A 23,897-nucleotide genomic window follows, 5' to 3' on the forward strand; every position below is an offset into this window, starting at 1 on the left:
TGGATTGTGTGGGCGATGGATTTTGTAGAATTCAGATATTCCATCATGGCGTCCAGTACAAGCGTCCTTCGCTCATCCTCACAGCAAATCCGGTGTGAAATGCACATCCATGGCCGGGGTGTGAAACCATGGATGGGATATTTCGTTGCGCGGCCGCATTCCAGGTCTTTCGCCCACGGCCCGTCATCGCGTAGAGTGGATTTTTAAGGATTTGCTGATAACCAGTGCAATCCGACCACTCCGCCGTGATTTTCTTTCGAATCCATACGGTCCATGCCCCCGCGCTCCACACCGATCCTTCTCGTCGAAGACACGCCGTCGCTGGCCCGCGTCTATGCGGAGTTCCTGAAGAAGGATTGCAGCGCCGTCACCACGGTGGAGACCGGAGCCGCGGCGCTGGAGCAGCTCGCCGACGGCGTGCCGCGGATCGTGCTTCTGGACCTCCAGCTTCCCGACATGCACGGGATGGAGGTGCTGAAGCGGATCAGCGCCCAGGCGCTGCCCTGCGCGGTCATCATCATCACCGCCCACGGGTCGGTCGGGGTGGCGGTGGAGGCGATGCGCTACGGCGCCTATGATTTCCTGGTGAAGCCCTTCTCGGCGGAGCGGCTGACCGTCACCGTGCGCAACGCCATGGAGCGGCTGCGCCTCGCCCAGCTCGTCGACAGCTTCGAGAAGGACCTGGGGCGTAGCCGCTACCACGGTTTTCTCGGCTCGTCGCTGGCGATGCAGGCGGTGTACCGGATCATCGACAGCGCCGCCTCCTCCCGCGCGACGGTCTTCATCACCGGCGAGTCGGGCACCGGCAAGGAGGTCTGCGCGGAAGCCATCCACCGCCAGAGCCCGCGGGCCGACCGGCCCTTCATCGCCATCAACTGCGGGGCCATCCCCAAGGACCTGATGGAGAGCGAGATCTTCGGCCACATGAAGGGCTCCTTCACCGGGGCGGTGGCCGACCGCGAGGGCGCGGCGGCGCGGGCCAACGGCGGCACCCTGTTCCTCGACGAGATCTGTGAGCTGGCGCCCGACCTCCAGACCAAGCTGCTGCGCTTCATCCAGACCGGCACCTTCACGCCGGTCGGCGGCAGCCGGCTGGAGAAGGTCGATCTGCGCATCATCTGCGCGACCAACCGCGACCCCCTGCGCGAGGTCGAGGAGGGGCGCTTCCGCGAGGATCTCTATTACCGGCTGCACGTCATCCCCATCCACCTGCCGCCGCTGCGCGAGCGCGAGGACGACGTGCTGGAGATCTGCCGCCAGTTCCTGGCCGATTACGCGCGGGAGGAGGGCAAGGGCTTCGTCCGCTTCTCCCCGGCGGCGGAGCAGGCGCTGCGCACCTACCACTGGCCGGGCAACGTGCGGCAGGTGCAGAACGTGGTGCGCAACATCGTGGTCCTGCACGACGGCGACACCGTGACGCCGGCCATGCTGCCGGCTCCGCTCGGCACCCCGGCGGGGACCGCGGCGCCGCTTCCCGCCAACGGCGGCGGAAACGGCCAGGGCGCAGGCCATGTCCACGCCCAAGGCGCCGTGGCCCAAGCGCCATCCCCGAAGGCGGTGAAACCGCTGTGGGAGGTGGAGCGCGACGCCATCGAGGAGGCCATCGCCGCCTGCGACGGCAACATCCCCCGCGCCGCGGCCCTGCTGGAGATCAGCGCCTCGACCATCTACCGCAAGCGCCTCGCCTGGCAGGCCGAAGGAAAACTCTGAATCCCGGCCGCCCCGGGAATTCCATACCCCGTTCCCGCCCGCCCGCCGCTGGTCCTGCCGAAGCATAGGCTTCGTGTGCGTTCAATTCACGCAAGACCATCGAAAGTCTTGCCGTGCCGGGACCTGCCGCCATCGGCTTATTTCCAAATGACCGGTTTGGCCACATTGGGCATATGCCGTGAAGCCGCCTTGCCGGTACCGGTGCCATCCGGCTAGCCTCCCCTCGCGTTGCTTTGCTTGCGCTTCCGCGTGGCGCCACAGCGGACCGCCGCACATGACCGCCGCACAGCCCATTGTCCTTCGCCGGCCCCTTGCGCCCCGCGGCGCGGACCGGCGGCGGCCCCCGACCGAGGAGCAGGAGTTCGCCTTATGACCACCGGCACCGTCAAATGGTTCAACACCACCAAGGGATATGGCTTCATCGCGCCGGAGGCTGGCGCCAAGGACGTGTTCGTGCACATCACGGCCGTGCAGAAGTCGGGTCTTCACGCCTTGTCCGAGGGCCAGCGCGTCCAGTTCGAGGTCGCGCGCGGCAACAACGGCAAGGACGCCGCGGTCAACATCAGCGTCATGGAGTGAAGCGGCGTCATGACGTGACATAGCCGCGGAGCCGGTAGGCCTCCACGGCTTCCCGGGTCAGGCGGGGGATGTCGCGGCACAGCGACGTCACCTCGCTCACCGCGTTGCTCCGGCAGGCCAGCTCCAGCGCCCGGGCGGCCGCCGACAAGTCGCGGGCGCCGAAGGTCCCGGCGGTGCTCTTCAGCGTGTGGGCCTCCTTCGCCAGTCCGGCGAGATCGGCCGGGCCCCCCTCCGCCGCTTCCGCCCCGCCGCGGGCGATTCTCTCGGCCCGCTCCAGCGTCTCCTCCACGAACTGCCGGATGACGTCGGCCAGAAGCTCCGCGTCGAGATCCTGGGCGAGTTGCTGCAGCACCTCCATGTCCAGCACGTCCATGCCCAGAGCGTCCATGCCCAGAACGTCCATGCCCAGAACGTCCATGTCCAGAACGCCCGCCGCGGTCTGGGCGGGGCTGTCCAAAGACGCTGCGGGCGCGGCGGTCTCCAACGGGGCGGCCTCCAACGGGGCGGCCTCCAGCCAGCGGGCGACGGTTTCCAGCAGATGCGGGCGGTCGATCGGCTTGGCGACATGCCCGTTCATCCCGGCGGCTAGACAGCGCTCGCGGTCGCTGTCCATGGCGTCGGCGGTCATCGCGATGATCGGCACGGTGCCGGCCGGCGCCGGCAGGGCGCGCAGCCGGTGGGTGGCGGTCAGCCCGTCCATCTCCGGCATGGCGAGGTCCATCAGGACCAGCCCGTAGGGCGACGGGCCGGACGCCGCGGCCTCCACCGCCTCCAGCGCTTCCCGCCCGTTGTTGGCGATGTCGACCCGATGGCCGGCACCGCGCAGCAGCAGGGCGGCGACCATCTGGTTGGTCGGACTGTCCTCGACCAGGAGAATCCGCCGGCCCGTTCCGGCGGGGGGCGGAACGGCCGCGCCGTGCGGACGCGGCTCCGCGGTGGGCGGTGCCTCCACCAAGCTCCGCCCGGTCACGGCGGCGAGCAGGCGGGAGGGCCGGGCCGGCTTCGTCACCGTGGCGTCGGCGCCGTTGCCATCCCCGCCCACGGTCCGGTGCGGCAGGGTGAGACGGACGATCCGCCCGACGCCCCGCGCGCGCAGCCGGTCGGGCAGCGAGCCGGCGACCGGGGTCTCCACGCTGCCGATCACCGCGGCATCGGCGGCGGGCAGGGTGCCGGCGTCCAACCCCGCCACCATCGCCACCACGTCCGGCGCGCTGACCGTGGCCCCCCAGGAGCGGAGCTGTTCGGCCAGGGCCCGCCAGGCGACGGGGTTGGATTCCAGAAGAAGGACCGTCTGCCCGGCCAGAGGCGGCGGCTCCGCGCCGGCGGTCCGCAGCGTTCCGGGCTCCAGCGGCAGGGTGAACCAGAAGCGGCTGCCCTGGCCGGCGGCGCTGTCGAAACCGATGCTTCCGCCCATCATCTCCACCAGCCGCTTGGAAATCGCCAGCCCCAGCCCGGCGCCGTCGTGGCGGCGCGACAGGCGGGGATGCACCTGGGAGAATTCGGTGAAGAGGTCGGCCTGGGCGTCCTGTGGAATGCCGATGCCGGTGTCGGTCACCTCGAAGCGCAGGCGCGGCGGCGCCTGGCCGTCGCCGTCCTGGTCCGACACCACCGCCGACAGGGTGACGGCGACACCGCCGCGGTCGGTGAACTTGACGGCGTTGCCGACTAGGTTCAGCAGGACCTGCCGCACCCGGCCCGAGTCGCCGCGCAGCGCCGCGGGCAGGCCGCCGGGGATGCAGACGGCCAGCTCGATCCCCTTGGCGAAGGCGCGGGCGGCCTGAAGCTCGGCCACGCTCTCCACCACCTCGGCGGGCGAGAAGCGGCCCGACTCCAGGGTCAGCTTCCCGGCCTCCATCTTGGAGATGTCCAGGATATCGTTGAGCATGGACAGAAGCGCCTCCGCCGACTCGCGGGCGGTGTGGGCGTAGGTGCGCTGCTCCTCCCCCAGCGGGCCGTCCAGCAGCAGCCCCAGCATGCCCAGGACGCCGTTCATCGGGGTGCGGATCTCGTGGCTGATGGTGCGCAGGAATTCCGACTTGGCGCGGCTCGCCAGCTCCGCCTGCTCCTTGGCGAGGCGGAGCTGCGCCTCGGTGCGGCGGTGGGCGGTGATGTCGCGGAAGGACACCATCGCCATCGTCCGCCCGCGGTAGGGCACGTAGCGGGTCTCCCCCTGCACCGTCAGCCGTTCGCCGTTGCGGCGCAGGCAGACGGTCTCGAAGGGAGTTTCGTCGCGGGCGCGGATGCGCAGCCAGGTGAGTTCGCGGTCCTCCGGCGCCATCATCGCGGTGACGGACTGCCCCGTCAGCTCGTCCGGCGCGTAGCCCAGGATGGCGGCGGCGGCCCGGTTTGCATCGGCGATGATTCCCTGATCATGCACCAGGATGCCGTCCATGGCGGCGTCCGACAGTTTGCGGAAGCGGTCCTCGCTCTCGCGCAGCGCCCGCTCCGTCCGGCGGTGGTCGGTGATGTCCGTGTAGGTCATCAGGACCGAGCGGTCGGGCAGGAAGCTGGCGGTGATCTCCAGCACCCGGCCGTCGGGGCGCGTGCGCTCGATGCGGCTGACGCCCTCGGGGCGCAGGTAGGCCAGGTGGCGGGCGACGATCTCCGCCGTATCGCCGGGGCCGAACTCGCCGCGCTCGGCCATGAAGCGCAGGAAGCCGGCCATGCTCAGGCCGGGATGGAGCGCGTCGTCCGGCAGGTCGAGCATCTCCCGCAGGCGCCGGTTGCAGGTCAGGAAATGGCCGTCGGCGCTCCACACCACGAGGCCCTGCGACATGGCGCTGAAGGTGGCCTCCAGCAGGTCGGACTTGTAGGCCAGCTCCTGCTCGCGCCGTTTCAGCTCGCTGATGTCGGTGCGCAGCCCGACATAGCCGCCGTCGCTGGTCCGCCGCTCCTCGATCTTGAACCAGCGCCCGTCGCCGATCCGCGTCACCTGCGGGCCTTGCGGGTTGCGGTGCCGCTCCATCTGACGCTCGATCCAGCGGTCGATGTCGCCGGTGCCGCAGTCGGGATAATGGCCGGCCTCCGCGCCGCGGCGGATCAGCGACTCGAAGGTGATGCCGGGCTCCAGCGGACCCAGCGGGGCGTAGATCTCGCGGAAGCGGGCGTTGCACTGGACCAGCCGGTCGTCGGCGTCGAACAGCGCGAAGCCCTCGTTGACGACCTCGATGGCCTCGGACAGGCGGCGGTGGGCGTCGGCCGCGCGGCTGTCGGCGGCGCGGGCCTCCGCCTGGGCGCGCCGGGTGGCCTCCCGCTCGCGCAGCACCGCCAGACCCATCACCGCGCCGGCCAGCCCGATCCCGAAGAAGGGCCAGATCAGCTCGTCGGTCCCATGCTCCACAAGATGCTGCAGCGTGTGCAGCGCGCTCGCCATCAGAAGAAGGAGCGCGACCAGGGTGAGCCAGCTCCAACGGCGCAGCCGGCGGTGGGGGAACGGCATTCGACGCTCCGCATGGGACGAGGCGGAAACGTTACGGCTTTTGCGCCTCCGGAGCAATGAATCCGGGGGCGGCGCGCAGCCGGCCGGCGGCGCGGCGCCGGCCCAGCAGGCCGTGGCGCGGCCCGAACAGGACGGCCAGCGCCAGGATCAGCCCGGACGCCACCGCGATCATCCCCGCGGCGTTCAGCGAGTGGGAGGCCCCGAGCAGCATCGGCCCGAAGGCGGCGACGCCATAGCCGGCCAGCGCCGCCAGAACCCCCAGCGCGACGCTGAGCAGTATCTGCGCGGCCAGCCGGTCGGTCAGCAGGCGCGCCGCGGCGGGCGGGGCGATCAGCATGGCGATGACCAGGATGGAGCCGACCGCCTCGAACGCCGCGATGGCGGTGGCGGCGACCAGAAGCACCACCCCGTAATGGAACAGCCCCGCCGGGATGCCCAGCGTGGAGGCCAGCGCCGGGTCGAAGGTGGTGATCTTCAGCTCCTTGTAGAACAGCCCGACCAGGGCGACGCAGAGCGCGAAGACCGCGGCGAGCGTCAGCACCTCCCGCGGCAGGGCGGCCCACACCGCCGGGTCGGCGAGCGACGCCCAGCCCTTGGGGGCCAGCCAGAGGATCGTCTCCAGCTGGCCGTAGAGCACGCAGTCGGCGTCCAGATCGACGCCCCCGGCGGACGCCTGCTCGATCATCACCACACCGGCGGCGAACATCACGGTGAAGACGACGCCCATGGCGGCGCCGGATTCCAGCCGGCCCAGCCGCCGCACCGCCTCGATCAGCAGGCCGGCCAGCGCCGCCGCGGCCAGCGCGCCGAGCATCATCGGCAGCGTCTCCCGCGTGCCGGCGACCAGGAAGCCGCCGACGATGCCGGGCAGGATGGCGTGGCTGACCGCGTCGCCCATCATCCCCTGGCGCCGCAGGACCAGGAAATTGCCGACCAGCGCGCAGGCGGCGCAGGCCAGCACCGCGGCGAGCAGGGCGGGGGCGTCGATCTGCAGGAATTCCTGGACGTCGGGCATCATGACGGGGCGCTCCGCTCCTCCAGCAGCCGGACCATGTCGCCGGGCAGGACCGAGTCGATGGGGTCCACGCCCCAATTGGCGTGGGCGGGCAGCAGGGCCGGATAGTCGGCCAGGAAACGCTCCCACAGCCGGCGGTCGCGCGCCGCCGCGCGGGCGGCGGTCTGTCCGGCGGGGGTCAGGGCGCCGTCATGGGCGTAACCGCGCAGGCGCAGCCAGAGCGCCGGGGCGCCCGCCACCGGCCGGCCGTCCAGAAGGTCGGTCAGGGCGCGCCGCTCCGCGAAGGTCAGGCGCAGCCGCCCCTGGCGCAGCGCGGCGGCGACCAGCCCGCGCGCCGGGGCGAACAGGAAGCTGAGCAGGAAGAAGCCCCCGGCGACCAGGACGATCACCGCCCCCGCCGGCAGCTTGGGCAGCAGGGCCGACAGGGTGGCGCCGAGCCAGCCGGACAGCGCGCCGATCACCGCGGCGGCGACGGTCAGGGCGGGCAGCCGGTCGGTCCAGAAGCGGGCGGCGGCGGGCGGGATGATGAGAAGCGCCACCACCAGGATCAGCCCCACCGTCTGGAGCCCGATCACCGTCACCAGCGTCGCCAGCCCCATCAGCGCGAGGTCGAGCGCCCCCACCGGCCAGCCCTGCACGGCGGCGAAGCCGGGGTCGAAGGCCAGCACCCGCAATTCCTTGAACAGCAGGGCGATGGCCAGCGCCGCCCCGGCGGCCAGCAGGCCGATGGCGATGGCCTCGCCCTGGGCCATGGCGGCGGTCTGGCCCAGGATGAAGGTCTTGAGACCGGCCTGCCCGCCCAGCTCCAGATTCTGGATGACGCTGAGCAGCACGACGCCCAGCCCGAAGAAGACCGACAGCACCGCGCCGATCGCCGAATCCTCGGTCAGCCGGGTGAAGCGGGACAGGACCTGCACCGTCAGCAGCCCGACCACCCCGCTGGCCACCGCCCCGGCCAGCAGCAGCGGCAGCGAGCGCTCGGGCAGGCCGAGCGCCGCCCCGACGAGGTAGGCGATGGCGATGCCGGGCAGGGTGGCGTGGCTCAGCGCGTCGCTGACCAGGGCGCGGCGGCGCAGCAGCAGGAAGGTGCCGACCGTCCCGCCGGCCAACCCCAGCGCGGCGGTCCCGGCGACCACCACGGCGCTGTTGAAGCCGGACTGGAAGGTCAGGACGCGCAACGCCTCCTCGAACAGGGAGTCGGTCATGACGCCTCCGCCCCCAATGCCCCCAATGCCGCGGGGGCCGGCATGGGCCGTCCGCCGTAGGTCCGGGACAGCAGATCGGGCGTCATCACCCGCGCGACCGGCCCCTGGGCGACCACGCGAGTGTTGAGCAGCAGGGCGTGGTCGAAATAGTCGCTGACCGTCTGGAGGTCGTGGTGGACGCAGATCACCGTCCGCCCGGCGGCGTCGAGGTCGCGCAGCACCTGGAGCACCGCGCGCTCCGTCGCGGCGTCCACCCCGGCGAAGGGCTCGTCCATGAAGTAGAGCTGCGCCTCCTGCGCCAGCGCGCGGGCCAGGAAGACGCGCTGCTGCTGCCCGCCGGACAGCTGGCCGATCTGGCGCTTGGCGAAGTCGGCCATGCCCACCCGCTCCAGCGCGTGCAGCGCCGCCTCCTTGTGGGCGCGGGTGACCGGGCGGAACCAGCCGATCTTCCCGTAGCGGCCCATCGCCACCACGTCGAGCGCCGAGACGGGGAAGTCCCAGTCCACGCTTTCCCGCTGCGGCACATAGCCGATCAGGCGGCGCTGCCTGGCGATCGGGCGCCCGAACACCTCGACCGTTCCCGACACGCGCGGGACCAGCCCGAGGCACGCCTTGATGAGGGTCGATTTGCCCGCGCCGTTCGGCCCGACCACGGCGATCAGCCCGCCCGGCGGGGCGGCGTAGTCGACGTTCCACAGCACCGGCCGGCGGTGGTAGGCGACGGTCAGGCCGCGGATCTCCAGGGGCGGCGGCCCGATGGGCGAGGCCTCCTCGGGGGCGGTGCGGCTGCCGGGGGTGCGCCAGAGATACTGCATGGTCCGTTCCTCCTCCGCCGCGTCAGCGCTGCGCCAGGGCGAGCTTGCCCTGGAAGCCGTCGGCCGGCGCCTCGCCGCCCAGCGCGCGGGCGATGGTCGTCACATTGTGGTCGATCATGCCGATGTAGGTGCCTTCATAGCTGCCCGGCGCGCCCATGGCGTCGGAGAACAGGGCGCCGCCCAGCGTCACGCGGTGGCCGCGCGCCCCCGCCCCTTCGACCAGGGCGCGGACGTTGCGGTCGGACACGCTGGTTTCCGGGAAGACCGCCGGCACGCCGCGGTCGGCGAGCAGCGCGGCCAATTCCTCGATGATCCGCAGCCCGGCTTCGGATTCGGTGCTGATCCCCTGGATGCCGCGCACCTCGATCCCATAGGCGCGGCCCAGATAGTTGAAGGCGTCGTGGGCGGTCACCAGCATTCGGGCCTTGTCGGGGATGGAGGACAGGATGCGCCGGGCGTACGCGTCGAGGCGGGACAGTTCCGCCCCGTACGCGTCGGCGTTGCGGGCGTACGTCTCGGCGCCCGCGGGGTCGAGGCGGGACAGCCCGTCGCGGATGGACGGCAGGGTGCCGGCCCAGATGCCCACATCCATCCAGATGTGCGGGTCGTGGGCGCCCTCGAACTCCGGCGGGCTGAGCAGCCGCTCCTTGGGCACGGCGTCGCCCAGCGCCACGACCGGCTTGCCGGACTCGCGCAGCCGGTCGAAGGCGGCGGTCATCTTGCCTTCCAGATGCAGGCCGCTGATGAACACCGCGTCGGCCCGCAGCAGCTTCACCGTGTCGGAGCGGGTGGGCTTGAACAGGTGCGGATCGACGCCTTCGCCCATCAGCGCCTCCACCTCCGCCCGGTCGCCGGCCACCGCCCGCACGAGGTCGGCGACCATGCCGGTGGTGGCGACGATCTTCGGGCGCTCGCCTTGCGGCCGTTCACCCTCGGCCATCGCGCCTCCCGGAAGGAGGAGAGCGGCGGCCAAGCCGATGACGGCGATAAACTTTGTCAGGCTCTTCGTCGCGACGGTTTTTGAACATATGTTCATATTCATTGATCCCGACAAAGATCGGCAAGGTTAGGGCGGGCGGACCAAGTAAACGGGGCGGAGTGCATTTGCGTTCCAAGAATATATGAACCGCCGCACCGGCCTTGCAAGGCGGCTCGTGACGATCCGTGTCTTACCGAACGGAGTGGAGTGCGCTACAGTGGCGGGATGATCGTGCTCTTTACGGATTTCGGGTTGTCCGGCCCCTACACCGGGCAGATGAAGGCGGTGCTGGCGCGGATGGCGCCGGGCCTGCCGGTCATCGACCTGTTCGCCGACGCCCCCGCCTTCGACCCGCAGCTGTCGGCCTATCTTCTGGCCGCCTACGCTCCGGAATTCCCGGCGGACAGCGTCTTCCTCTGCGTGGTGGACCCCGGCGTCGGGACCGACCGCCGCCCGCTGGTGGTGGAGGCCGACGGGCGCCGCTTCGTCGGGCCGGACAACGGCCTGTTCGAGCTGCTGCGGCGCCGCGCCGGGTCGGTGCGGGCCTGGACCATCGGCTGGCGGCCCGAGCGGCTGTCGGCCAGCTTCCACGGGCGGGACCTGTTCGCCCCGGTGGCGGCCAGCCTCGCCATGGGGAACCCGGTCGCGCTGGAGCCCGTCGCCCCGTCCAGCCTCGCGCGGCCCGACTGGCCGGACGATCTGGCGCGGATCGTCTATGTGGACGTCTACGGCAACGCCATGACCGGCCTGCGCGCCGACCGGCTGCCGGAGGACGCGGTGCTGCGGGCCGGCGGCCGCACGGTGCGCCGGGGCCGGACCTTCGCCGACGTCCCGGTGGGGGAGGCGCTGTGGTACGCGAACTCCAGCGGTCTGGCGGAGATCGCCGTCAACCAGGGACGCGCCGACCGCGACGTTGGGCGCGGCTTGGGCGGGCTTGCGGTGGGGATGCCGGTCGAACTGGTCCTATAGCCCGTCCAGGCAGCGGTCGAGCAGCGCCAGATCCACCGGGCGGGTCAGCACGGTGACCGGGCTGTTGCCCGGCTCAGCGTCCAACTGGTCGTCCGGCGCGCCGGCGGTCAGGATGATCCGGGTGTGCGGGTAGAGCATGCAGGCCAGCGCCGCGGCCCGGTCCCCCTCGTCCTCCGGCCGGCGGCGGCGCAGCAGGGCGACGGCGGGACCCTCCGCCCCGATGAGGCCGAGCGCCTCGAAGCCGCCGGACACCGTGGACACGGTGAAGCCGCGTTCGGCCAGATGGCGGGCCAGCGCGTCCCGCTGGCCGGGGTCGTCGTCGGCGACGACGGCGCGGCGGCCCCCCTGGCCGGGCGGGCGGATGTCGGCGTCGATGGAAAAGCCGGCCGTCATGGGGATGTCACCACGGGCTTCCCTTGAACCTGAAGGGCTTCTTTACGCCACGCGGGCCGCGGTTGCAAATCCCCGTGGTCGGCACCCGTCGCCCGATCAGCGGATCTTGACGACGGTGGCGCGGTCGACGATGGACAGCATCGGCAGGTCGCTGGGCCGGTTGCCGTAGCCCCAGGTCTCGCCGAAGGGGCCGTTGGCGGCGATCCAGCCGCGCACCCGCTCCAGCTTGTCCAGCCGGACGCAGTTGCCGGTGCACAGCCGTCCGGTCAGGGTGTCGTTCTCCACCTCCATCCCGGTGGCGAGCAGGTCGTCGACGTTCAACCCGCGCAGCAGGGCCGGCATGTAGATGTCGAGCGCTCCGGTCGCGACCACCACCCGGCGCCCCTCGCGCCGGTGCATCTTCAGCGTCTCGACCAGCGGGGCGTGCCAGCGGATGCGATGGACCAGCCGTTCCGCGGCGGCCAGCGCGTCGGCCACCGGGACGCCGCGCAGCGTCCGGCGCAGCAGGATGGTCTTGACCGACCCCGGAAAATCCACCCCCGGCCCGCGCCCGCGCGCGTGGCGGTGCAGGCCGGAGCGCAGGGCGTCCAGGAAGGCCAGCCGGGCGCGGTTGCGCCCGATGACCTCGCCGATGAACATCAGCAGGCTGTCGCCGTGGATCAGCGTCCCGTCGAAGTCGAAGAAGGCCACCCCCGGCGCGATGGAGGCCAGAGGACCGACGCCATGTGTGACGGGGCCCCCGGTGGAAGGGCCGGAGGCGACGGCGTCGGGAACGGGAGTGGCGCTGGTCTGCATGCGCCCTTATCCGGCGGAACGCGCCGCGTCACAAGTCAAATGCGTTGTGGTGGGCCGTCCGCCGCAGCTTAGTGCAGCGACGGGCTGGGGGAATCGTCCGAATCCTCCGCCTTGATCAGCAGCTCGCCCGCGGCGATCTCTCCGGCGCATTCCTCCAGCCCCGCCTTGACGGCGATCAGGAGGTTGATGATCTCGCCGTTGTCCTGCTCCAGGATGCGCAGGCGCTCCTCCAGCTTGTCCAGACGGCGGGTGACGCTGTCGGTCAGACGGTCGAGGCGGGCGAGAACCGGGTCGTTGTTCGTGTCGTCCATGGCGGCGGTTGGTCCGTCGATGATTCGTGTGCGTTCCTGAAGCTAGGACCACGCATCGCCTCTGGACAGACCCGCGCCCGGCGCAACCCGCAATTGATGGGATTATCGTCCGGATGGTGCCCGGAGAGTCCCAAAGGACTCAACGCCGGGCACGCCCGGGCGTTACTCCCCCTCCGATGTGGTGGTGCGGCGGCGCAACGGAACACCATACAACTCGAGCCTATGGCCGAGCAGTTCATAGCCCAATTCGCGGGCTATGACTTCCTTCAGCCGTTCGAGATCTTCATTCTGGAACTCCACCACCTTTCCGGATTCGAGATCGATCAGGTGATGATGGTGCTCCGACCCGGCTTCCTCGTAGCGGGCGCGGCCGTCGCCGAAGTCGAGCCGGTCGATGACGTTCGCGTCCTCGAACAGGCGCATCGTCCGGTAGACGGTGGCGATGGAGATGCGCGGGTCGATGGTGGATGCCCGGCGGTGAACCTCTTCCACGTCGGGGTGGTCGGCGGCCTCCGACAGCACGCGCGAGATCACCCGGCGCTGGTCGGTCATCTTCAGCCCTTTCTCGATGCAGAGCTGTTCGAGGCGCGAAGGCATGGAAGTCCCCTTGTTGTCGTCTCACTGGCGCGCGCGGTCCGGCCCCTGTGGATTGGCCCCTGTGGATTGGCCCCCGTGGCCCAGGCCGCGCGTTGGCCGCCGTCCCTCCCCGGCACGGCCACCCGAATGCCCGAGCACCATACTGTGATTCGGAACCATTCACAAACGCCGACGTTTGGTGTCGGCTTACGGAAAGGGCGCGCGCCATGATGACCCTGGACATCCACCACACCACCACCTACCGCTACGCCAACCCGGTGACCTTCGGCGACCATCGCCTGATGTTCCGGCCCCGCGACAGCCACGATCTGCGGCTGATCGAGACGGGTCTGGTGATCAGCCCGCCGCCGGCCTCCGTCCGCTGGCTCCACGACGTCTTCGGCAACTCCATCGCGGTGGCGAGCTTCGACCAGCCGGCGACGGAGCTGCGCTTCGAAAGCCACATCCGGGTCGATCACTTCCCGATGGGCGAGCTGGAATTCCCGATCGAGGAGTACGCGCGTTCCTACCCCTTCAGCTATTCCGCGGAGGAGGTGCCGGATCTGGCGCTGACCACCCAGCGGCACTATCCGGACCCCGAGCATCGGGTGGACGAGTGGGCGCGGCAGTTCGTGACGCTGGGCGAGGGCGGGCCGCCCGACACGCAGGACATGCTGGTGTCGATGACCCGGGCCATCAAGGAGACCTTCACCTACCAGGCCCGCGACCTGGAAGGCACCCAGAGCCCGGTGGACACCCTGGCGTCGAACAGCGGCTCCTGCCGCGACTTCGCGCTTTTGATGATGGAGGCGGTGCGCTCGCTCGGCTTCGCGGCGCGCTTCGTGTCCGGCTACCTCTATGATCCCGCGCGGGATGGGCAGGACGGGGCGATGACCGGCGGCGGGGCGACCCACGCCTGGGTGGAGATCTACCTGCCGGGCTGCGGCTGGGTGGAGTTCGACCCGACCAACGGCATCATCGGCGGCAAGAACCTGATCCGCGTCGCCGTCGCCCGCGACCCGTCGCAGGCGGTGCCGCTCGGCGGCTCCTGGACCGGGTCGCCCTCGGATTTCCTCGGCATGACGGTGGACGTGCAGGTCACGGCGACCGGCGGGACGGGCGGAAACGGCGCCGCGAAAACCCCGATGCCGGCGGCCGGCGCCGCCTGATACGGCAACCAATTGCAAACGAACGTCTGGCAGAATGGAGGGTCCGGGGCCGTTCCGGTTCCGGACCGACCGACCCATTCGACAGACGAGGCTGCGTCACCCCGTGCTCGATCCCGATCCGACCAGTCCCGCCCCCGGCGGCACGCCGGAAACGGAGGCCGCTCCCGTCCTGACGGCGGCCCTGCTGGCCGTCCGTGAGCCGTCCATCGGGCCGGACGCGCCCTGCCGCGCCCTGCGGGACCGGCTGACCGCCCAGCCCGGCCTGCCGGCGCTCGCCGTGACCGCGGAGGACGGGCGCGTCCTGGGGCTGGTGGACCGTCTGGCGCTGGCGGGGCTGGCCGACCCGGAGGCGCCGGCGCGGATGGCGATGGACCGGGACGCGCTGCTGGTCGAGGCGGACCTTCCGCTGTGCGAGGTCGCGCGGCGGATCATGCAGGACAAGCCCGGCGCGCTGGCCTCCGGCTTCGTCGTGCTGGAGAAGGGGCGGTACCTCGGCATCGGGTCGGGGGTGGCCCTGCTGGCGCGGACGGACGAGCAGATCATCCAGCGGACCCGCCAGCTCGACGAGGCCCGCCGCGCCGCGGAGCGCGCCAACCGGGCCAAGACCGCCTTCTTCGCCTGCATGAGCCATGAGATCCGCACCCCGCTGAACGCCATGATGGGCTTCGCCGAACTGCTGGAGCAGGAGGTTCTGGGGCCGATCGCCAACCCGCTCTACCGCGACTACGCCCGCGACATCGCGGAAAGCGGCCGCTATCTGATGGACCTCATCAATGACCTGCTCGACCTGTCGAAGGCCGAGGCCGGGCGGCTGGAGCTGACCGAGGCCCTGGTGGACGTGCCGCGCGTCGCCGTGGGCAGCGTCCGCCTGCTGTCCGACCGCGCCGGGCGGGCCGGCGTCGGCATCGACACGGCCCTGCCGCCCGACCTGCCGCCGCTGCGCGCCGACGAGCGCAAGCTGCGGCAGATGCTGCTGAACCTGCTGTCCAACGCGGTGAAATTCACGCCGCCCGACGGGGTGGTCACTCTGAACGGCCGCGTGGCGGCGGACGGGAGCCTGTGCCTGTCGGTGCACGACACCGGCATCGGCATGACCGCCGACGAGCTGGAAAAAGCGCTGGAGCCCTGGGGACAGATCGACAGCGCGCTGGGCCGCAACCACATCGGCACCGGCCTCGGCCTGCCTTTGACCAAGCGGCTGGTGGAGCTGCACGGGGGGAGGCTGGACATCGACACCGCCCCCGACCGCGGCACCACCATGACGCTGGTCTTCCCGGCGGAGCGGGTGGGCGGGTAGCCTTGCCCCCACCCCGGCCCTCCCCCGCTCTTGGCGGACCGTAGGTCCGCCTGCCGCGTCAGCACAAACCTTTGGTTTGTGCGAGAGCTTCGCAGGGGAGGGGGCAACGGGAAGCCTTACGCCAGCCCCTTCTCCATCGCGCTCGCCAGACGGCGGGCGAAGGCGGCGGGGTCGGGCAGGGCTTCGCCTTCCACGATGCGCGCCTGGTCGAGCAGCAGCCACGCCGCGTCGTCCAGCGAGGTCGCGGCACCGCTCGCCTTGGCGCGCTCGGCGAGGCGCTTGATCAGCGGGTGGGCGGGGTTGACCTCCAGGATGCGCTTGGCCGCCGGGGCGTCCATGCCGAGCTGCTTGTGCTGTTTCAGCAGGCGTTCCAGATGCATGTCCATGTCGTTCTCGTCGGCGACGAGGCAGACGGCGCTGTCAGTCAGGCGCTCGGATGGGCGGACGTCCTTCACCGCGTCCTGGAGCGTCAGCTTGAGAAGCGCCAGCAGGTCGGTCAGCTCACCCTCGGAGGCCTTCTCCTCGGCGGGCTTGTCCTCGCCGCCCTGGATCTTGCCGAGATCGGCGCCGCCGCGGGTCACCGACTTGAAGGGCTTGTCCTGGAAGCTGCCGACCGACGGCACCCAGAACTCGTCCACCGGGTCGGTCAGCAGAAGCACCTCGACGCCCTTGGCCTTGAAGCCTTCGAGCTGCGGGCTGCGCTTCAGCGTCTCGATGTCGTCGCCGCTGATCGTGAAGATGGCCTCCTGGCCCTCCTTCATGCGGCCCAGATACTCCTCCAGCGAGACCAGGCCGTCACCGGCGGTGCTGCGGAAGCGCATCAGCTTCAGCAGATCGTCCCGGTGCTCGTAGTCGTCGTAGAGGCCTTCCTTGAGGACGGCGCCGAAGTTTTCCCAGAAGGTCGCGTATTCCTCCGCCTTCTCGGTGTCGCGGGCCTTCTTGCCCAGCTCCGACAGGACGCGGCGGGTGATGCCGGCGCGGATCTTGGCCAGCATCGGGTTGTGCTGGAGCATCTCGCGGCTGATGTTCAGCGGCAGGTCCTCGCTGTCCACCACGCCGCGCAGGAAGCGCAGGTAGGGCGGCAGCAGACCTTCCGCCGAATCGGTGATGAAGACGCGCTTGACGTACAGCTTCACCCGGTGGGCGCGCTTGGGGTCGAACAGGTCGAACGGCTTGGAGGACGGCACGAACAGCAGGTTGGTGTATTCGATGGCGCCTTCGGCCCGCCAGTGCAGGGTCAGCCACGGATCGTCGAAGGCGTGCCCGACGTGGTGGTAGAACTCCGTGTACTGCTCCGCCGTGATCTCGTTCTTGGAGCGCATCCACAGGGCCGACGCGCTGTTCAGCGACTTGGCGTCCTCGCCCTCGCCGAAGAGGATCGGGATGGCGATGTGGTCGGAATACTTGCGGACGATGGCGGAGAGGCGGTGTTCCTCCAGATACTCGTCGTCGCCCTCGCGCAGGTGCAGCCGGATCTGGGTGCCGCGCGGCAGGTCGGCGACGTCGGAGATAGTGAACTCGCCCTTGCCGTCCGACAGCCAGCGCCAGCCCTGCGTCTCCCCGGCCTTGCGGGTCAGCACCTCCACCCGGTCGGCGACCATGAAGGCGGAGTAGAATCCGACGCCGAACTGGCCGATCAGGTTGACGTCCTTCTTGGCGTCGCCGTCCTTGGCGCTTTCCTTCAGGTTGCGCATGAAGGCGGCGGTGCCGGAGCGCGCGATGGTGCCGAGGTTCTCGACCAGATCCTCGCGGTTCATGCCGATGCCGTTGTCGGCCACGGTGAGGGTCCGCGCCTCCTTGTCCACGATCAGCCGGACCTTCAGGTTCGGGTCGTCGGCGGACAGTTCGGGCTGCGTCAGCGCGGCGTAGCGCAGCCGGTCGCAGGCGTCGGAGGCGTTGGAGACCAGCTCGCGCAGGAAGACTTCCTTCTCGCTGTAGAGCGAGTGCGCGACGATGTCGAGCAGGCGGCTGACCTCGGCCTGGAAGCTGAGCCGTTCCTCGGTCATGGTGTCATCCTTGATCGTTCTTGTTGGTGGTGGGCTTGTTGATGGGCTTGCCGATGGGTCCGAAGGACGGCGCAGATATGTGCGAGCGCACCGCCCCATGCAAGAGCGATCGGCTGGCGTTGTGCGGGAGTTTCGCAACCGGAGTGGTGGGTTGAGGGAAGTATTGCCCCCTCCCTGACCCTCCCCCGCTGCGCAGGGGAGGGGACTGGAATTCCCTCCCCTGCGCAGCGGGGGAGGGAAGGGGCCCGCGGCGAAGCCGTGGGAAGGGTGGGGGCGACCCGCCCCCAAGCCTCAGCGCTTCTTGCCCTGGATCGGCTCCGGCTCCGGCGCCGGCTGGCCCATGCCCATCATCGCGCTCATGTCCGCCCCGTTCAGCAGGAGCTGGCCGGTCTCGGTCACGTCGATCTTGTAGCTGCGCACATCGTTGCCGGCCTCGTCCTTGGACGCCTGCCCGAAGGCCTGGAGCATGGCGATCACGCCCAGCGCGTTCTGGGTGCTCTCGTCGGCCTTCTTGCCCGGCTTGGGCTGCATCGCCTTGGTGGCGGCGTCCAGACCGCGCAGCAGCACGGTGCTGCTGCCCACCGCGCCGAAGGCGGAGTTGGCGGCCATGCGCATGGCGCCGGTCATGGTGCCGGAGGCCGCCGGGGTGTTCACCACGAAGCGGTCGATGCGCAGCTCCGTCCCGACCTCCGCCATGGCGCCCATCAGCCGGTTGCCGATGGCGGCCACCGCCGCCTCGTCGGTCCCGTCGTCCGGCAGGGCGGCTTCCTCCTCGCCCTCGCCGTCTTCCTCGTCCTCCTCGCCCGCGGCCGCCTGGGATTCGGCCAGCGTGGCGAGGTCGGCGAAGGCCCGCCACAGCGAGGCGGTCGGCAGCTTCGCGGTGCTGATCTGGATGTCCAGCTTGTCCGGCATGAAGGCCTTCGGCGCCACCTCCGGCTCCAGCGTCAGGCCGCTGGACTCGATCCCGAAGGTGGTGGAGGCCATCGGCTTGTCCAGGTCCTCGGCGCTGCCGCGCAGGACGAGCTGGCCGAGGGCGAGGCGGGTGCCGTCCTCCGGATTCAGGGCGGTCAGGCCGGACAGGCGGACGCGCCAGCTGGCGCCGCCCATCAGGTTCTGCATCAGGGGGATCAGCTCGGCCGCCGGGGGCTGGGTGCCGGCCAGGGCGTGGGCCTGGGTCAGCCGCTGCATGGCGTCGGCGCGGGCGAGGTCGACGCGGGTGTAGGTGCCCTCCATCGTCAGGCCGCCGAGGTTCAGCACCTCCTTCTTCGTCTCGTCGAGGAAGCGCAGGTTGCTGACGGACAGGGCGCCGGGGCCGCTCCACAGCGGGGTGCCGGCGGCGGCGGTGCCGTCCGGCTTCAGCTCCCCGGCGACGGTGATCGCGCCGACGGTCAGGGCGCTGTCGTCCTTCTTGCCCTTCTTGTCCTTGCGGTCGCTGGTGACCGACAGGTCGCCAAGCTCCGCGTCCATGGACAGCGCCGTCTCGTAGGTGCCGGACCACAGGGCGCTGATGCGCTGGCGGCCCAGCTTGACGGTGGCCGACGGCTTGCCGTTGTCCAGGATGGCGACGCGGTCGGGCAGGGTGGCGGTGACGGCGTGGGTGTTGCCATCCTGCGGCGTCACCGTCAGGTGGATGGTGCCGATGTTGGCGGTGGTGCCGTCGTCCGACACCGCGGTCAGGGCGGGCAGAGCCACCTCGTAATGGTCGCCCGCGGGGGTCGCCACCGGCTCGCCGGTCCAGCGCAGCTCGGTCGCGTCCTCCGCGCCCTTGGGGAACCAGCGGGCCAGCCCGTCCTTCAGCGCGGCGGCGAGCGCCTTGGCCCCGTCCTCGGTCACCGGGGGGGCCTCCGCGCGGGCGGCGGCGGGCGGCAGCGCCAGGGTTGCGAGCATCAGCGCGGCGGCGAGCGGACGGGCGGGAATACGGCGCATGAGGAATCCCTTAGGGTGGAGCGCGCCAGGGTAGACGGGATAACCGGCGCGCGTCCATCGGCCCGAGGTTTTATACCATTCCCGGAAGAGTGCGGCCCCGGATGGTCCTTGCAGCACGGCACGGCCGCCCTGACGCTTGCATTGCCGGTCCCCAGGCCCAAAACTTACGCTTATGACCTCTGTCCTTTCTTCGTCCGGGGGCGGTCTGGGTGCGGGTGGCCGGGTGGTCGCCGTGCTGGGGCCGACCAACACCGGGAAAACCCATCTCGCCATCGAGCGCATGCTCGGCCACCGGACGGGGATGATCGGCTTTCCGCTGCGCCTGCTGGCCCGCGAGAACTACGACCGCATCGTGTCGATCAAGGGCAGGAACGCCGTGGCCCTGGTGACGGGGGAGGAGAAGATCCTGCCGCCCAGCCCGTCCTACTGGGTGTGCACGGTGGAATCGATGCCGCTCGACCGGGCGGTGGACTTCCTGGCGGTGGACGAGGTGCAGCTCTGCGCCGACCCGGAGCGCGGGCACATCTTCACCGACCGGCTGCTCAACGCGCGCGGGCTGGTGGAGACGATGTTCCTCGGCTCCGACACGGTGCAGCCGCTGATCCGTCGGCTGGTGCCGCGGGCCGAGTTCATCAGCCGCCCGCGCTTCTCGCAGCTGACCTACGCCGGCTACCGCAAGCTGACGCGCCTGCCGCCGCGCTCCTGCGTCGTCGCCTTCTCGGCGACCGATGTCTACGCGCTGGCCGAGATGATCCGGCGCCAGCGCGGCGGCACGGCGGTGGTGCTGGGGGCGCTCAGCCCGCGCACCCGCAACGCGCAGGTCGGGCTCTATCAGGCGGGAGAGGTGGACTATCTGGTGGCGACCGACGCCATCGGCATGGGGCTGAACATGGACGTCGACCATGTGGCCTTCGCCCGCATCGTGAAGTTCGACGGCTTCGCCCCGCGCCGCCTGCGCGCGCCGGAGGTGGCGCAGATCGCCGGGCGCGCCGGGCGTCACATGCGCGACGGCACCTTCGGCACCACCGACGAGGTGGGGGAGCTGGAGGCCGACGTGGTCGACCGCGTCGAGAACCACCAGTTCGAGACGATCAAGACGCTGATGTGGCGCAACAGCAAGCTGCGCTTCGACACGCCGGGCTTCCTGCTGAAATCGCTGGAGGAGCGCCCGCCGATCCCGGAGCTGCTGCGCGCCCGCGACGCCGACGACCATCTGGCGCTCCAGGCGCTGGTCCGCGACCATGAGGTGATGGACCTCGCCAAGGGCCGCGACAACGTGCGCCTGCTCTGGGAGGTCTGCCAGGTCCCCGATTTCCGCAAGGTGCTGTCGGACGCCCACACCCGGCTGCTCGGGCAGATCTTCCGGCAGCTGCGCACCGGCATCGGGCGGCTGGACGAGGATTGGGCGGCCAGGCAGATTGCCCGGCTGGACCGCACCGAGGGCGACATCGACGCGCTGGTCGCCCGCATCGCCCACATCCGCACCTGGACCTACATCTCCAACCGGCCGAGCTGGCTGACCGACCCGGTGCACTGGCAGGCGCGCACCCGCGCCATCGAGGACAAGCTGTCCGACGCCCTGCACGAGCGGCTGACGCAGCGCTTCATCGACCGCCGCTCGGCCACGCTGGTCCGCACGCTGAAGGACGGGCGGGACCTGATCGGCGGCGTCCGTGCCGACGGCGAGGTGGTGGTGGAGGGGCACCCGGTGGGCCGGCTGGAGGGCTTCCGCTTCGTCCCCGACGCCCCGGAGCGGTCGGAGGAGGCCAAGTCCCTGCTGACCGCCGCCCGCCGCGCGCTGCGCGAGGAGGTGGCGTCCCGCCTGCGCGCCTTCGAGCAGGAACCGGACGACGTGTTCGCCCTCGGCCCGGACGGGGTGCTGACGGCGGACGGGTTGCCGGTGGCCCGGCTCGGCCCCGGCCCGTCGGTGCTGACCCCGGCGGTCCTGCCCTTCGACGAGGGGCTGCTCGACCAGGGGCAGCTCGACCGCGTGCGCGTCCGGCTGGAGCGCTGGGTGAAGGACCGCATCGCCGCCCGGCTGCGCCCCCTGCTGGCGCTGCGCGACGCGGCCGATCTCACCGGCGCCGCGCGCGGGCTGGCCTTCCAGCTCGTCGAGAACATGGGGGCGATGCCCCGCGCGCCGGTCGCCCCGCTGGTCGAAGGGCTGGAGAAGGCCGACCGCAAGGCGCTGTCCCGCCACGGGGTACGGCTCGGCGTCTCGCACCTCTACCTGACGGCGCTCGCCAAGCCGGGAGCGGTGGAGCTGCGCGGGCTGCTGTGGGCGGTGAAGCACCGTCTGCCCCTGCCCGTGCCGATCCCGCCGCCGGGCCGCGTCTCGGTGGAGGCGGCGGGCGCGCCGCCCGCCTTCTGGGACGCCATCGGCTACCCGGCGGCGGGACCGCGGGCGCTGCGGGTGGACATGCTCGACCGGCTGGAGACCGAGCTGCTGACCGCCGCCAAGGAGGGCCGGGCGGTGGCCGAGCCGGCGCTGGCCCAGATGATCGGCGCCAAGCCGGACGAGCTGGGCGCGGTGATGAAGGGGCTTGGCTACACCCGCTCGGTGGCGGAGGATGGGGCGGTCTCCTGGCGCCGCCGCCGCAACCCGCGCCACAAGCCCCGCCGCGAGACCCCGGTCAACGCCGACCACCCCTTCGCCAAGCTGCGCCAGCTTTCGGGAATTGGATGAGAAACGTGATTTTTCTGGTCACGATTGCCCACACCCTGACCCTCCCCCGCTGGGCGGGGGAGGGGATAACTCCCTCCCCTGCGAAGCGGGGGAGGGAAGGGGCCCGCGGCGCCAGCCGTGGGAAGGGTGGGGGCACCGCATGACCGACCTCGACGACAACGACAACTTCTCCGACTCCGGCTCCGACCCCACCCCGGCGGGCCGGCTGCGGATCGACAAGTGGCTGTGGTTCGCGCGCTTCTTCAAGACGCGCAGCCTCGCGGCGAAGCTGTGCAACGGCGGCGGCGTGCGGGTGTCCGGAACGCTGGTCGGCAAGGCGCACTACGCGGTGAAGCCCGGCGACGTGCTGACCTTCGCGCAGGGGCGGCACATCCGCGTGATCAAGGTGATCGCGCTCGGCAGCCGGCGCGGCCCGGCGCCGGAGGCGCAGGCCCTCTACGAGGATCTCGCCCCGCCGGTGCGGGAGGAGGCGATCCAGGACCCCTACCGCGCGCCGCCGGCCCCGCGGGAGCCCGGCGCCGGGCGTCCGACCAAGCGCGACCGCCGGGCGCTCGACCAGCTCTACGGAGAGGAGTAAGCCGGAACAGCCGGGAAAAGCGGCGGTGAAGCGCGGGCGGGGCCATTGCCATTCAGGGGCCGCAACCTCATCTGCGCAAAATAATCCCGCAACGGCCGACTTTTTCGGAGCCCGCCGCCCCCATGCTCGAACTGTTCTCCGACCCGCAGGTCTGGGCCAGCCTCCTGACGCTCACCGCGCTGGAGATCGTGCTCGGCATCGACAACATCATCTTCATTTCGATCATGGCGGCCAAGCTGCCGGTCCACCAGCAGCAGAAGGCCCGGCAGTTGGGTCTGGCGCTGGCGCTGATCATGCGGCTTCTGCTGCTCGCCTCCATCTCCTGGGTGGCGACCCTGACGGAACCGCTGATCACCGTGCTCGGCATGGGCTTCTCGGGCCGCGACCTGATCCTGCTCGGCGGCGGCCTGTTCCTGCTGGCCAAGGGCACCATCGAGATCCACAACACGGTGGAAGGCCACGAGGAGGGCAGCGCCGCCCCCAAGCTCGCCAGCTTCGGCGCGGTCGTCGGGCAGATCATCGTGCTGGACATCGTCTTCTCGCTGGACAGCGTGATCACCGCGGTCGGCATGTCCAACGACCTGCCGGTGATGGTCACCGCCGTCGTCATCGCCATGGCGGTGATGCTGTTCGCCGCCCGCCCGGTGGGCGATTTCGTGAACCGCCACGTCACCGTGAAGATGCTGGCCCTGTCCTTCCTGCTGCTGGTCGGCGTGGCGCTGATCGCCGACGGCTTCGGCTTCCACATCCCGAAGGGCTACCTGTACTTCGCCATCGCCTTCTCGACGCTGGTCGAGGCGCTGAACCTGATGGCCGCCGCCCGCCGCAAACGGAAGAAGGCCGAAGCGCACTGACGCTCCGGCCTTCCCGAACGGGTCTTCCGACGGGCCGCCCCTTCGCGGGGGCGGCCCGTTCGCATTCCGGGGATCAGGTCCGCATCAGACCGTCGCGGAACTCCACCTCCTCCACCAGATGCTCGTAGGCGAGCTTGAACAGGTCGCGGATCGAGACGATGCCGACCGCGCGCTTGCCCTGGGTGATCGGCAGGTGGCGGTAGTGCTTCGACTGCATCAGGGTCAGCGCGTCGATGGCGTCCGCGTCCGGCGGCAGGGTGTCCGGGTTGCGGGTCATGATCGCCGACACCTCGGTCTCGAAGGCGTCGATCTGGGTGGAGAGCACCTTGTTGTTCAGGTCGCGCTCGGTGACGATGCCGACGAGGTCGCCGTGGTTCACCACCAGGACGGCGCCGATGTTCTTCTCCGCCATCAGCTTCGACACGGTCAGGACGGAGGTGTCCTCCGTCACCAGGATGAGTTCCTGCGACTTCACCACGTCCGGAACCAGCTTCCGCTTCATCATTTCCCCCAATTTGTAATTTGTTTACAAACTCAAGCGCTGCAGGGAAACAATAGCAAATCTCGCGGGTGCGAAACTGCGGCAGAAGACCGCA

The 23,897-nt window shown here is 70.7% G+C and carries 20 protein-coding genes; 8 read left to right on the forward strand and 12 right to left on the reverse strand.

Annotated elements, in window-relative coordinates; genetic code table 11:
• Positions 1-273: 273 nt before the first annotated feature.
• Together TSH58p_RS11860 and TSH58p_RS11865 are read left to right on the forward strand one after the other, a co-directional pair.
• Complete coding sequence (locus TSH58p_RS11860) at positions 274-1,710, forward strand: sigma-54 dependent transcriptional regulator (RefSeq protein ID WP_109072647.1); 1,437 nt, start codon at positions 274-276, stop codon at positions 1,708-1,710.
• Between the two features lie 369 nt (positions 1,711-2,079).
• On the forward strand, positions 2,080-2,289 hold the full coding sequence (locus tag TSH58p_RS11865) for a cold-shock protein (RefSeq protein ID WP_094301501.1): 210 nt from the start codon (positions 2,080-2,082) through the stop codon (positions 2,287-2,289).
• 7 nt (positions 2,290-2,296) lie between these two features.
• Here the strand turns inward: TSH58p_RS11865 and TSH58p_RS11870 are convergent, their stop codons facing one another.
• Genes TSH58p_RS11870 through TSH58p_RS11890 form a run of 5 tightly spaced genes read right to left on the reverse strand, consistent with a single transcriptional unit; the run spans position 2,297 to position 9,703 of the window.
• The gene (locus tag TSH58p_RS11870; protein WP_109072648.1) at positions 2,297-5,728 is read right to left on the reverse strand and encodes a PAS-domain containing protein; all 3,432 of its coding nucleotides are present in this window, start codon (positions 5,726-5,728) and stop codon (positions 2,297-2,299) included.
• Positions 5,729-5,759: 31 nt separating this feature from the next.
• Entirely contained in the window at positions 5,760-6,746 is a 987-nt protein-coding gene (locus tag TSH58p_RS11875; protein WP_109072649.1) for a metal ABC transporter permease, read from the reverse strand.
• A complete protein-coding gene (locus tag TSH58p_RS11880; protein ID WP_109072650.1) occupies positions 6,743-7,948 on the reverse strand; it encodes a metal ABC transporter permease in 1,206 nt (401 codons plus the stop codon). Before TSH58p_RS11880 ends, TSH58p_RS11875 begins: the two co-directional genes overlap by 4 nt.
• Positions 7,945-8,763, reverse strand: coding sequence for a metal ABC transporter ATP-binding protein (locus tag TSH58p_RS11885; protein WP_109072651.1), 819 nt, complete (start codon positions 8,761-8,763; stop codon positions 7,945-7,947). Before TSH58p_RS11885 ends, TSH58p_RS11880 begins: the two co-directional genes overlap by 4 nt.
• A 22-nt stretch (positions 8,764-8,785) precedes the next feature.
• On the reverse strand, positions 8,786-9,703 hold the full coding sequence (locus tag TSH58p_RS11890) for a metal ABC transporter solute-binding protein, Zn/Mn family (protein WP_247874299.1): 918 nt from the start codon (positions 9,701-9,703) through the stop codon (positions 8,786-8,788).
• Between the two features lie 264 nt (positions 9,704-9,967).
• Here TSH58p_RS11890 and TSH58p_RS11895 point away from each other — a divergent pair, with 264 nt between their 5' ends.
• Positions 9,968-10,711 carry an S-adenosyl-l-methionine hydroxide adenosyltransferase family protein gene (locus TSH58p_RS11895; protein ID WP_109072652.1) on the forward strand — a complete coding sequence of 248 codons (744 nt, stop codon included), beginning with the start codon at positions 9,968-9,970 and terminating at the stop codon, positions 10,709-10,711.
• Here the strand turns inward: TSH58p_RS11895 and TSH58p_RS11900 are convergent.
• The 4 genes from TSH58p_RS11900 to TSH58p_RS11915 form a co-directional block, all read right to left on the reverse strand.
• Positions 10,706-11,104, reverse strand: coding sequence for a response regulator (locus TSH58p_RS11900; protein WP_109072653.1), 399 nt, complete (start codon positions 11,102-11,104; stop codon positions 10,706-10,708). The two genes, TSH58p_RS11895 and TSH58p_RS11900, sit on opposite strands and share 6 nt — an antisense overlap.
• 96 nt (positions 11,105-11,200) lie before the next feature.
• The gene (locus tag TSH58p_RS11905; RefSeq protein WP_109072654.1) at positions 11,201-11,899 is read right to left on the reverse strand and encodes an HAD family hydrolase; all 699 of its coding nucleotides are present in this window, start codon (positions 11,897-11,899) and stop codon (positions 11,201-11,203) included.
• 68 nt (positions 11,900-11,967) lie between these two features.
• A complete protein-coding gene (locus TSH58p_RS11910; protein WP_199230248.1) occupies positions 11,968-12,210 on the reverse strand; it encodes a hypothetical protein in 243 nt (80 codons plus the stop codon).
• 162 nt (positions 12,211-12,372) lie between these two features.
• Positions 12,373-12,807, reverse strand: a complete 435-nt coding sequence (locus TSH58p_RS11915; protein WP_035679968.1) for a Fur family transcriptional regulator — start codon at positions 12,805-12,807, stop codon at positions 12,373-12,375.
• Between the two features lie 206 nt (positions 12,808-13,013).
• Here TSH58p_RS11915 and TSH58p_RS11920 point away from each other — a divergent pair, with 206 nt between their 5' ends.
• Positions 13,014-13,955: a transglutaminase family protein gene (locus TSH58p_RS11920; protein ID WP_109072655.1), complete on the forward strand. Its 942-nt coding sequence runs from the start codon at positions 13,014-13,016 to the stop codon at positions 13,953-13,955.
• A gap of 103 nt (positions 13,956-14,058) precedes the next feature.
• Positions 14,059-15,252, forward strand: a complete 1,194-nt coding sequence (locus tag TSH58p_RS11925; protein ID WP_109072656.1) for a HAMP domain-containing sensor histidine kinase — start codon at positions 14,059-14,061, stop codon at positions 15,250-15,252.
• 116 nt (positions 15,253-15,368) lie between these two features.
• Here TSH58p_RS11925 and htpG read toward each other — a convergent pair whose 3' ends face one another.
• Together htpG and TSH58p_RS11935 are read right to left on the reverse strand one after the other, a co-directional pair.
• Positions 15,369-17,258, reverse strand: a complete 1,890-nt coding sequence (gene htpG / locus TSH58p_RS11930; RefSeq protein ID WP_109072657.1) for a molecular chaperone HtpG — start codon at positions 17,256-17,258, stop codon at positions 15,369-15,371.
• A 291-nt stretch (positions 17,259-17,549) separates the two neighbouring features.
• Positions 17,550-19,184 (reverse strand): hypothetical protein, encoded by a 1,635-nt coding sequence (locus TSH58p_RS11935; protein WP_109072658.1) that lies wholly within the window; start codon positions 19,182-19,184, stop codon positions 17,550-17,552.
• Between the two features lie 172 nt (positions 19,185-19,356).
• On the opposite strand from TSH58p_RS11935, the gene TSH58p_RS11940 reads away from it, so the two are divergent.
• The 3 genes from TSH58p_RS11940 to TSH58p_RS11950 all read left to right on the forward strand — a co-directional run bounded on the left by TSH58p_RS11940 (position 19,357) and on the right by TSH58p_RS11950 (position 23,301).
• Positions 19,357-21,870, forward strand: coding sequence for a helicase-related protein (locus TSH58p_RS11940; protein WP_247874300.1), 2,514 nt, complete (start codon positions 19,357-19,359; stop codon positions 21,868-21,870).
• A 139-nt stretch (positions 21,871-22,009) separates the two neighbouring features.
• A complete protein-coding gene (locus tag TSH58p_RS11945) occupies positions 22,010-22,447 on the forward strand; it encodes an RNA-binding S4 domain-containing protein (RefSeq protein WP_109072660.1) in 438 nt (145 codons plus the stop codon).
• 122 nt (positions 22,448-22,569) lie between these two features.
• Positions 22,570-23,301 carry a TerC family protein gene (locus tag TSH58p_RS11950; RefSeq protein ID WP_109072661.1) on the forward strand — a complete coding sequence of 244 codons (732 nt, stop codon included), beginning with the start codon at positions 22,570-22,572 and terminating at the stop codon, positions 23,299-23,301.
• 73 nt (positions 23,302-23,374) lie between these two features.
• Here TSH58p_RS11950 and TSH58p_RS11955 read toward each other — a convergent pair whose 3' ends face one another.
• Positions 23,375-23,806, reverse strand: a complete 432-nt coding sequence (locus TSH58p_RS11955; protein WP_247895496.1) for a cyclic nucleotide-binding/CBS domain-containing protein — start codon at positions 23,804-23,806, stop codon at positions 23,375-23,377.
• Positions 23,807-23,897: the final 91 nt, after the last annotated feature.

The organism is Azospirillum sp. TSH58 (assembly GCF_003119115.1).
GTDB lineage: Bacteria > Pseudomonadota > Alphaproteobacteria > Azospirillales > Azospirillaceae > Azospirillum.

What these genes read in the sequence shown, in the direction of transcription:
- TSH58p_RS11905 (WP_109072654.1), bottom strand. Translation starts at nt 11,899, where the DNA reads ATGCAGACCAGCGCCACTCCCGTTCCCGACGCCGTCGCCTCCGGCCCT.
- TSH58p_RS11920 (WP_109072655.1), top strand. Translation starts at nt 13,014, where the DNA reads ATGATGACCCTGGACATCCACCACACCACCACCTACCGCTACGCCAAC.
- TSH58p_RS11890 (WP_247874299.1), bottom strand. Translation starts at nt 9,703, where the DNA reads ATGGCCGAGGGTGAACGGCCGCAAGGCGAGCGCCCGAAGATCGTCGCC.
- TSH58p_RS11900 (WP_109072653.1), bottom strand. Translation starts at nt 11,104, where the DNA reads ATGACGGCCGGCTTTTCCATCGACGCCGACATCCGCCCGCCCGGCCAG.
- TSH58p_RS11880 (WP_109072650.1), bottom strand. Translation starts at nt 7,948, where the DNA reads ATGACCGACTCCCTGTTCGAGGAGGCGTTGCGCGTCCTGACCTTCCAG.
- TSH58p_RS11915 (WP_035679968.1), bottom strand. Translation starts at nt 12,807, where the DNA reads ATGCCTTCGCGCCTCGAACAGCTCTGCATCGAGAAAGGGCTGAAGATG.
- htpG (WP_109072657.1), bottom strand. Translation starts at nt 17,258, where the DNA reads ATGACCGAGGAACGGCTCAGCTTCCAGGCCGAGGTCAGCCGCCTGCTC.
- TSH58p_RS11870 (WP_109072648.1), bottom strand. Translation starts at nt 5,728, where the DNA reads ATGCCGTTCCCCCACCGCCGGCTGCGCCGTTGGAGCTGGCTCACCCTG.
- TSH58p_RS11860 (WP_109072647.1), top strand. Translation starts at nt 274, where the DNA reads ATGCCCCCGCGCTCCACACCGATCCTTCTCGTCGAAGACACGCCGTCG.
- TSH58p_RS11875 (WP_109072649.1), bottom strand. Translation starts at nt 6,746, where the DNA reads ATGATGCCCGACGTCCAGGAATTCCTGCAGATCGACGCCCCCGCCCTG.
- TSH58p_RS11895 (WP_109072652.1), top strand. Translation starts at nt 9,968, where the DNA reads ATGATCGTGCTCTTTACGGATTTCGGGTTGTCCGGCCCCTACACCGGG.
- TSH58p_RS11955 (WP_247895496.1), bottom strand. Translation starts at nt 23,806, where the DNA reads ATGATGAAGCGGAAGCTGGTTCCGGACGTGGTGAAGTCGCAGGAACTC.
- TSH58p_RS11940 (WP_247874300.1), top strand. Translation starts at nt 19,357, where the DNA reads ATGACCTCTGTCCTTTCTTCGTCCGGGGGCGGTCTGGGTGCGGGTGGC.
- TSH58p_RS11945 (WP_109072660.1), top strand. Translation starts at nt 22,010, where the DNA reads ATGACCGACCTCGACGACAACGACAACTTCTCCGACTCCGGCTCCGAC.
- TSH58p_RS11865 (WP_094301501.1), top strand. Translation starts at nt 2,080, where the DNA reads ATGACCACCGGCACCGTCAAATGGTTCAACACCACCAAGGGATATGGC.
- TSH58p_RS11950 (WP_109072661.1), top strand. Translation starts at nt 22,570, where the DNA reads ATGCTCGAACTGTTCTCCGACCCGCAGGTCTGGGCCAGCCTCCTGACG.
- TSH58p_RS11935 (WP_109072658.1), bottom strand. Translation starts at nt 19,184, where the DNA reads ATGCGCCGTATTCCCGCCCGTCCGCTCGCCGCCGCGCTGATGCTCGCA.
- TSH58p_RS11910 (WP_199230248.1), bottom strand. Translation starts at nt 12,210, where the DNA reads ATGGACGACACGAACAACGACCCGGTTCTCGCCCGCCTCGACCGTCTG.
- TSH58p_RS11885 (WP_109072651.1), bottom strand. Translation starts at nt 8,763, where the DNA reads ATGCAGTATCTCTGGCGCACCCCCGGCAGCCGCACCGCCCCCGAGGAG.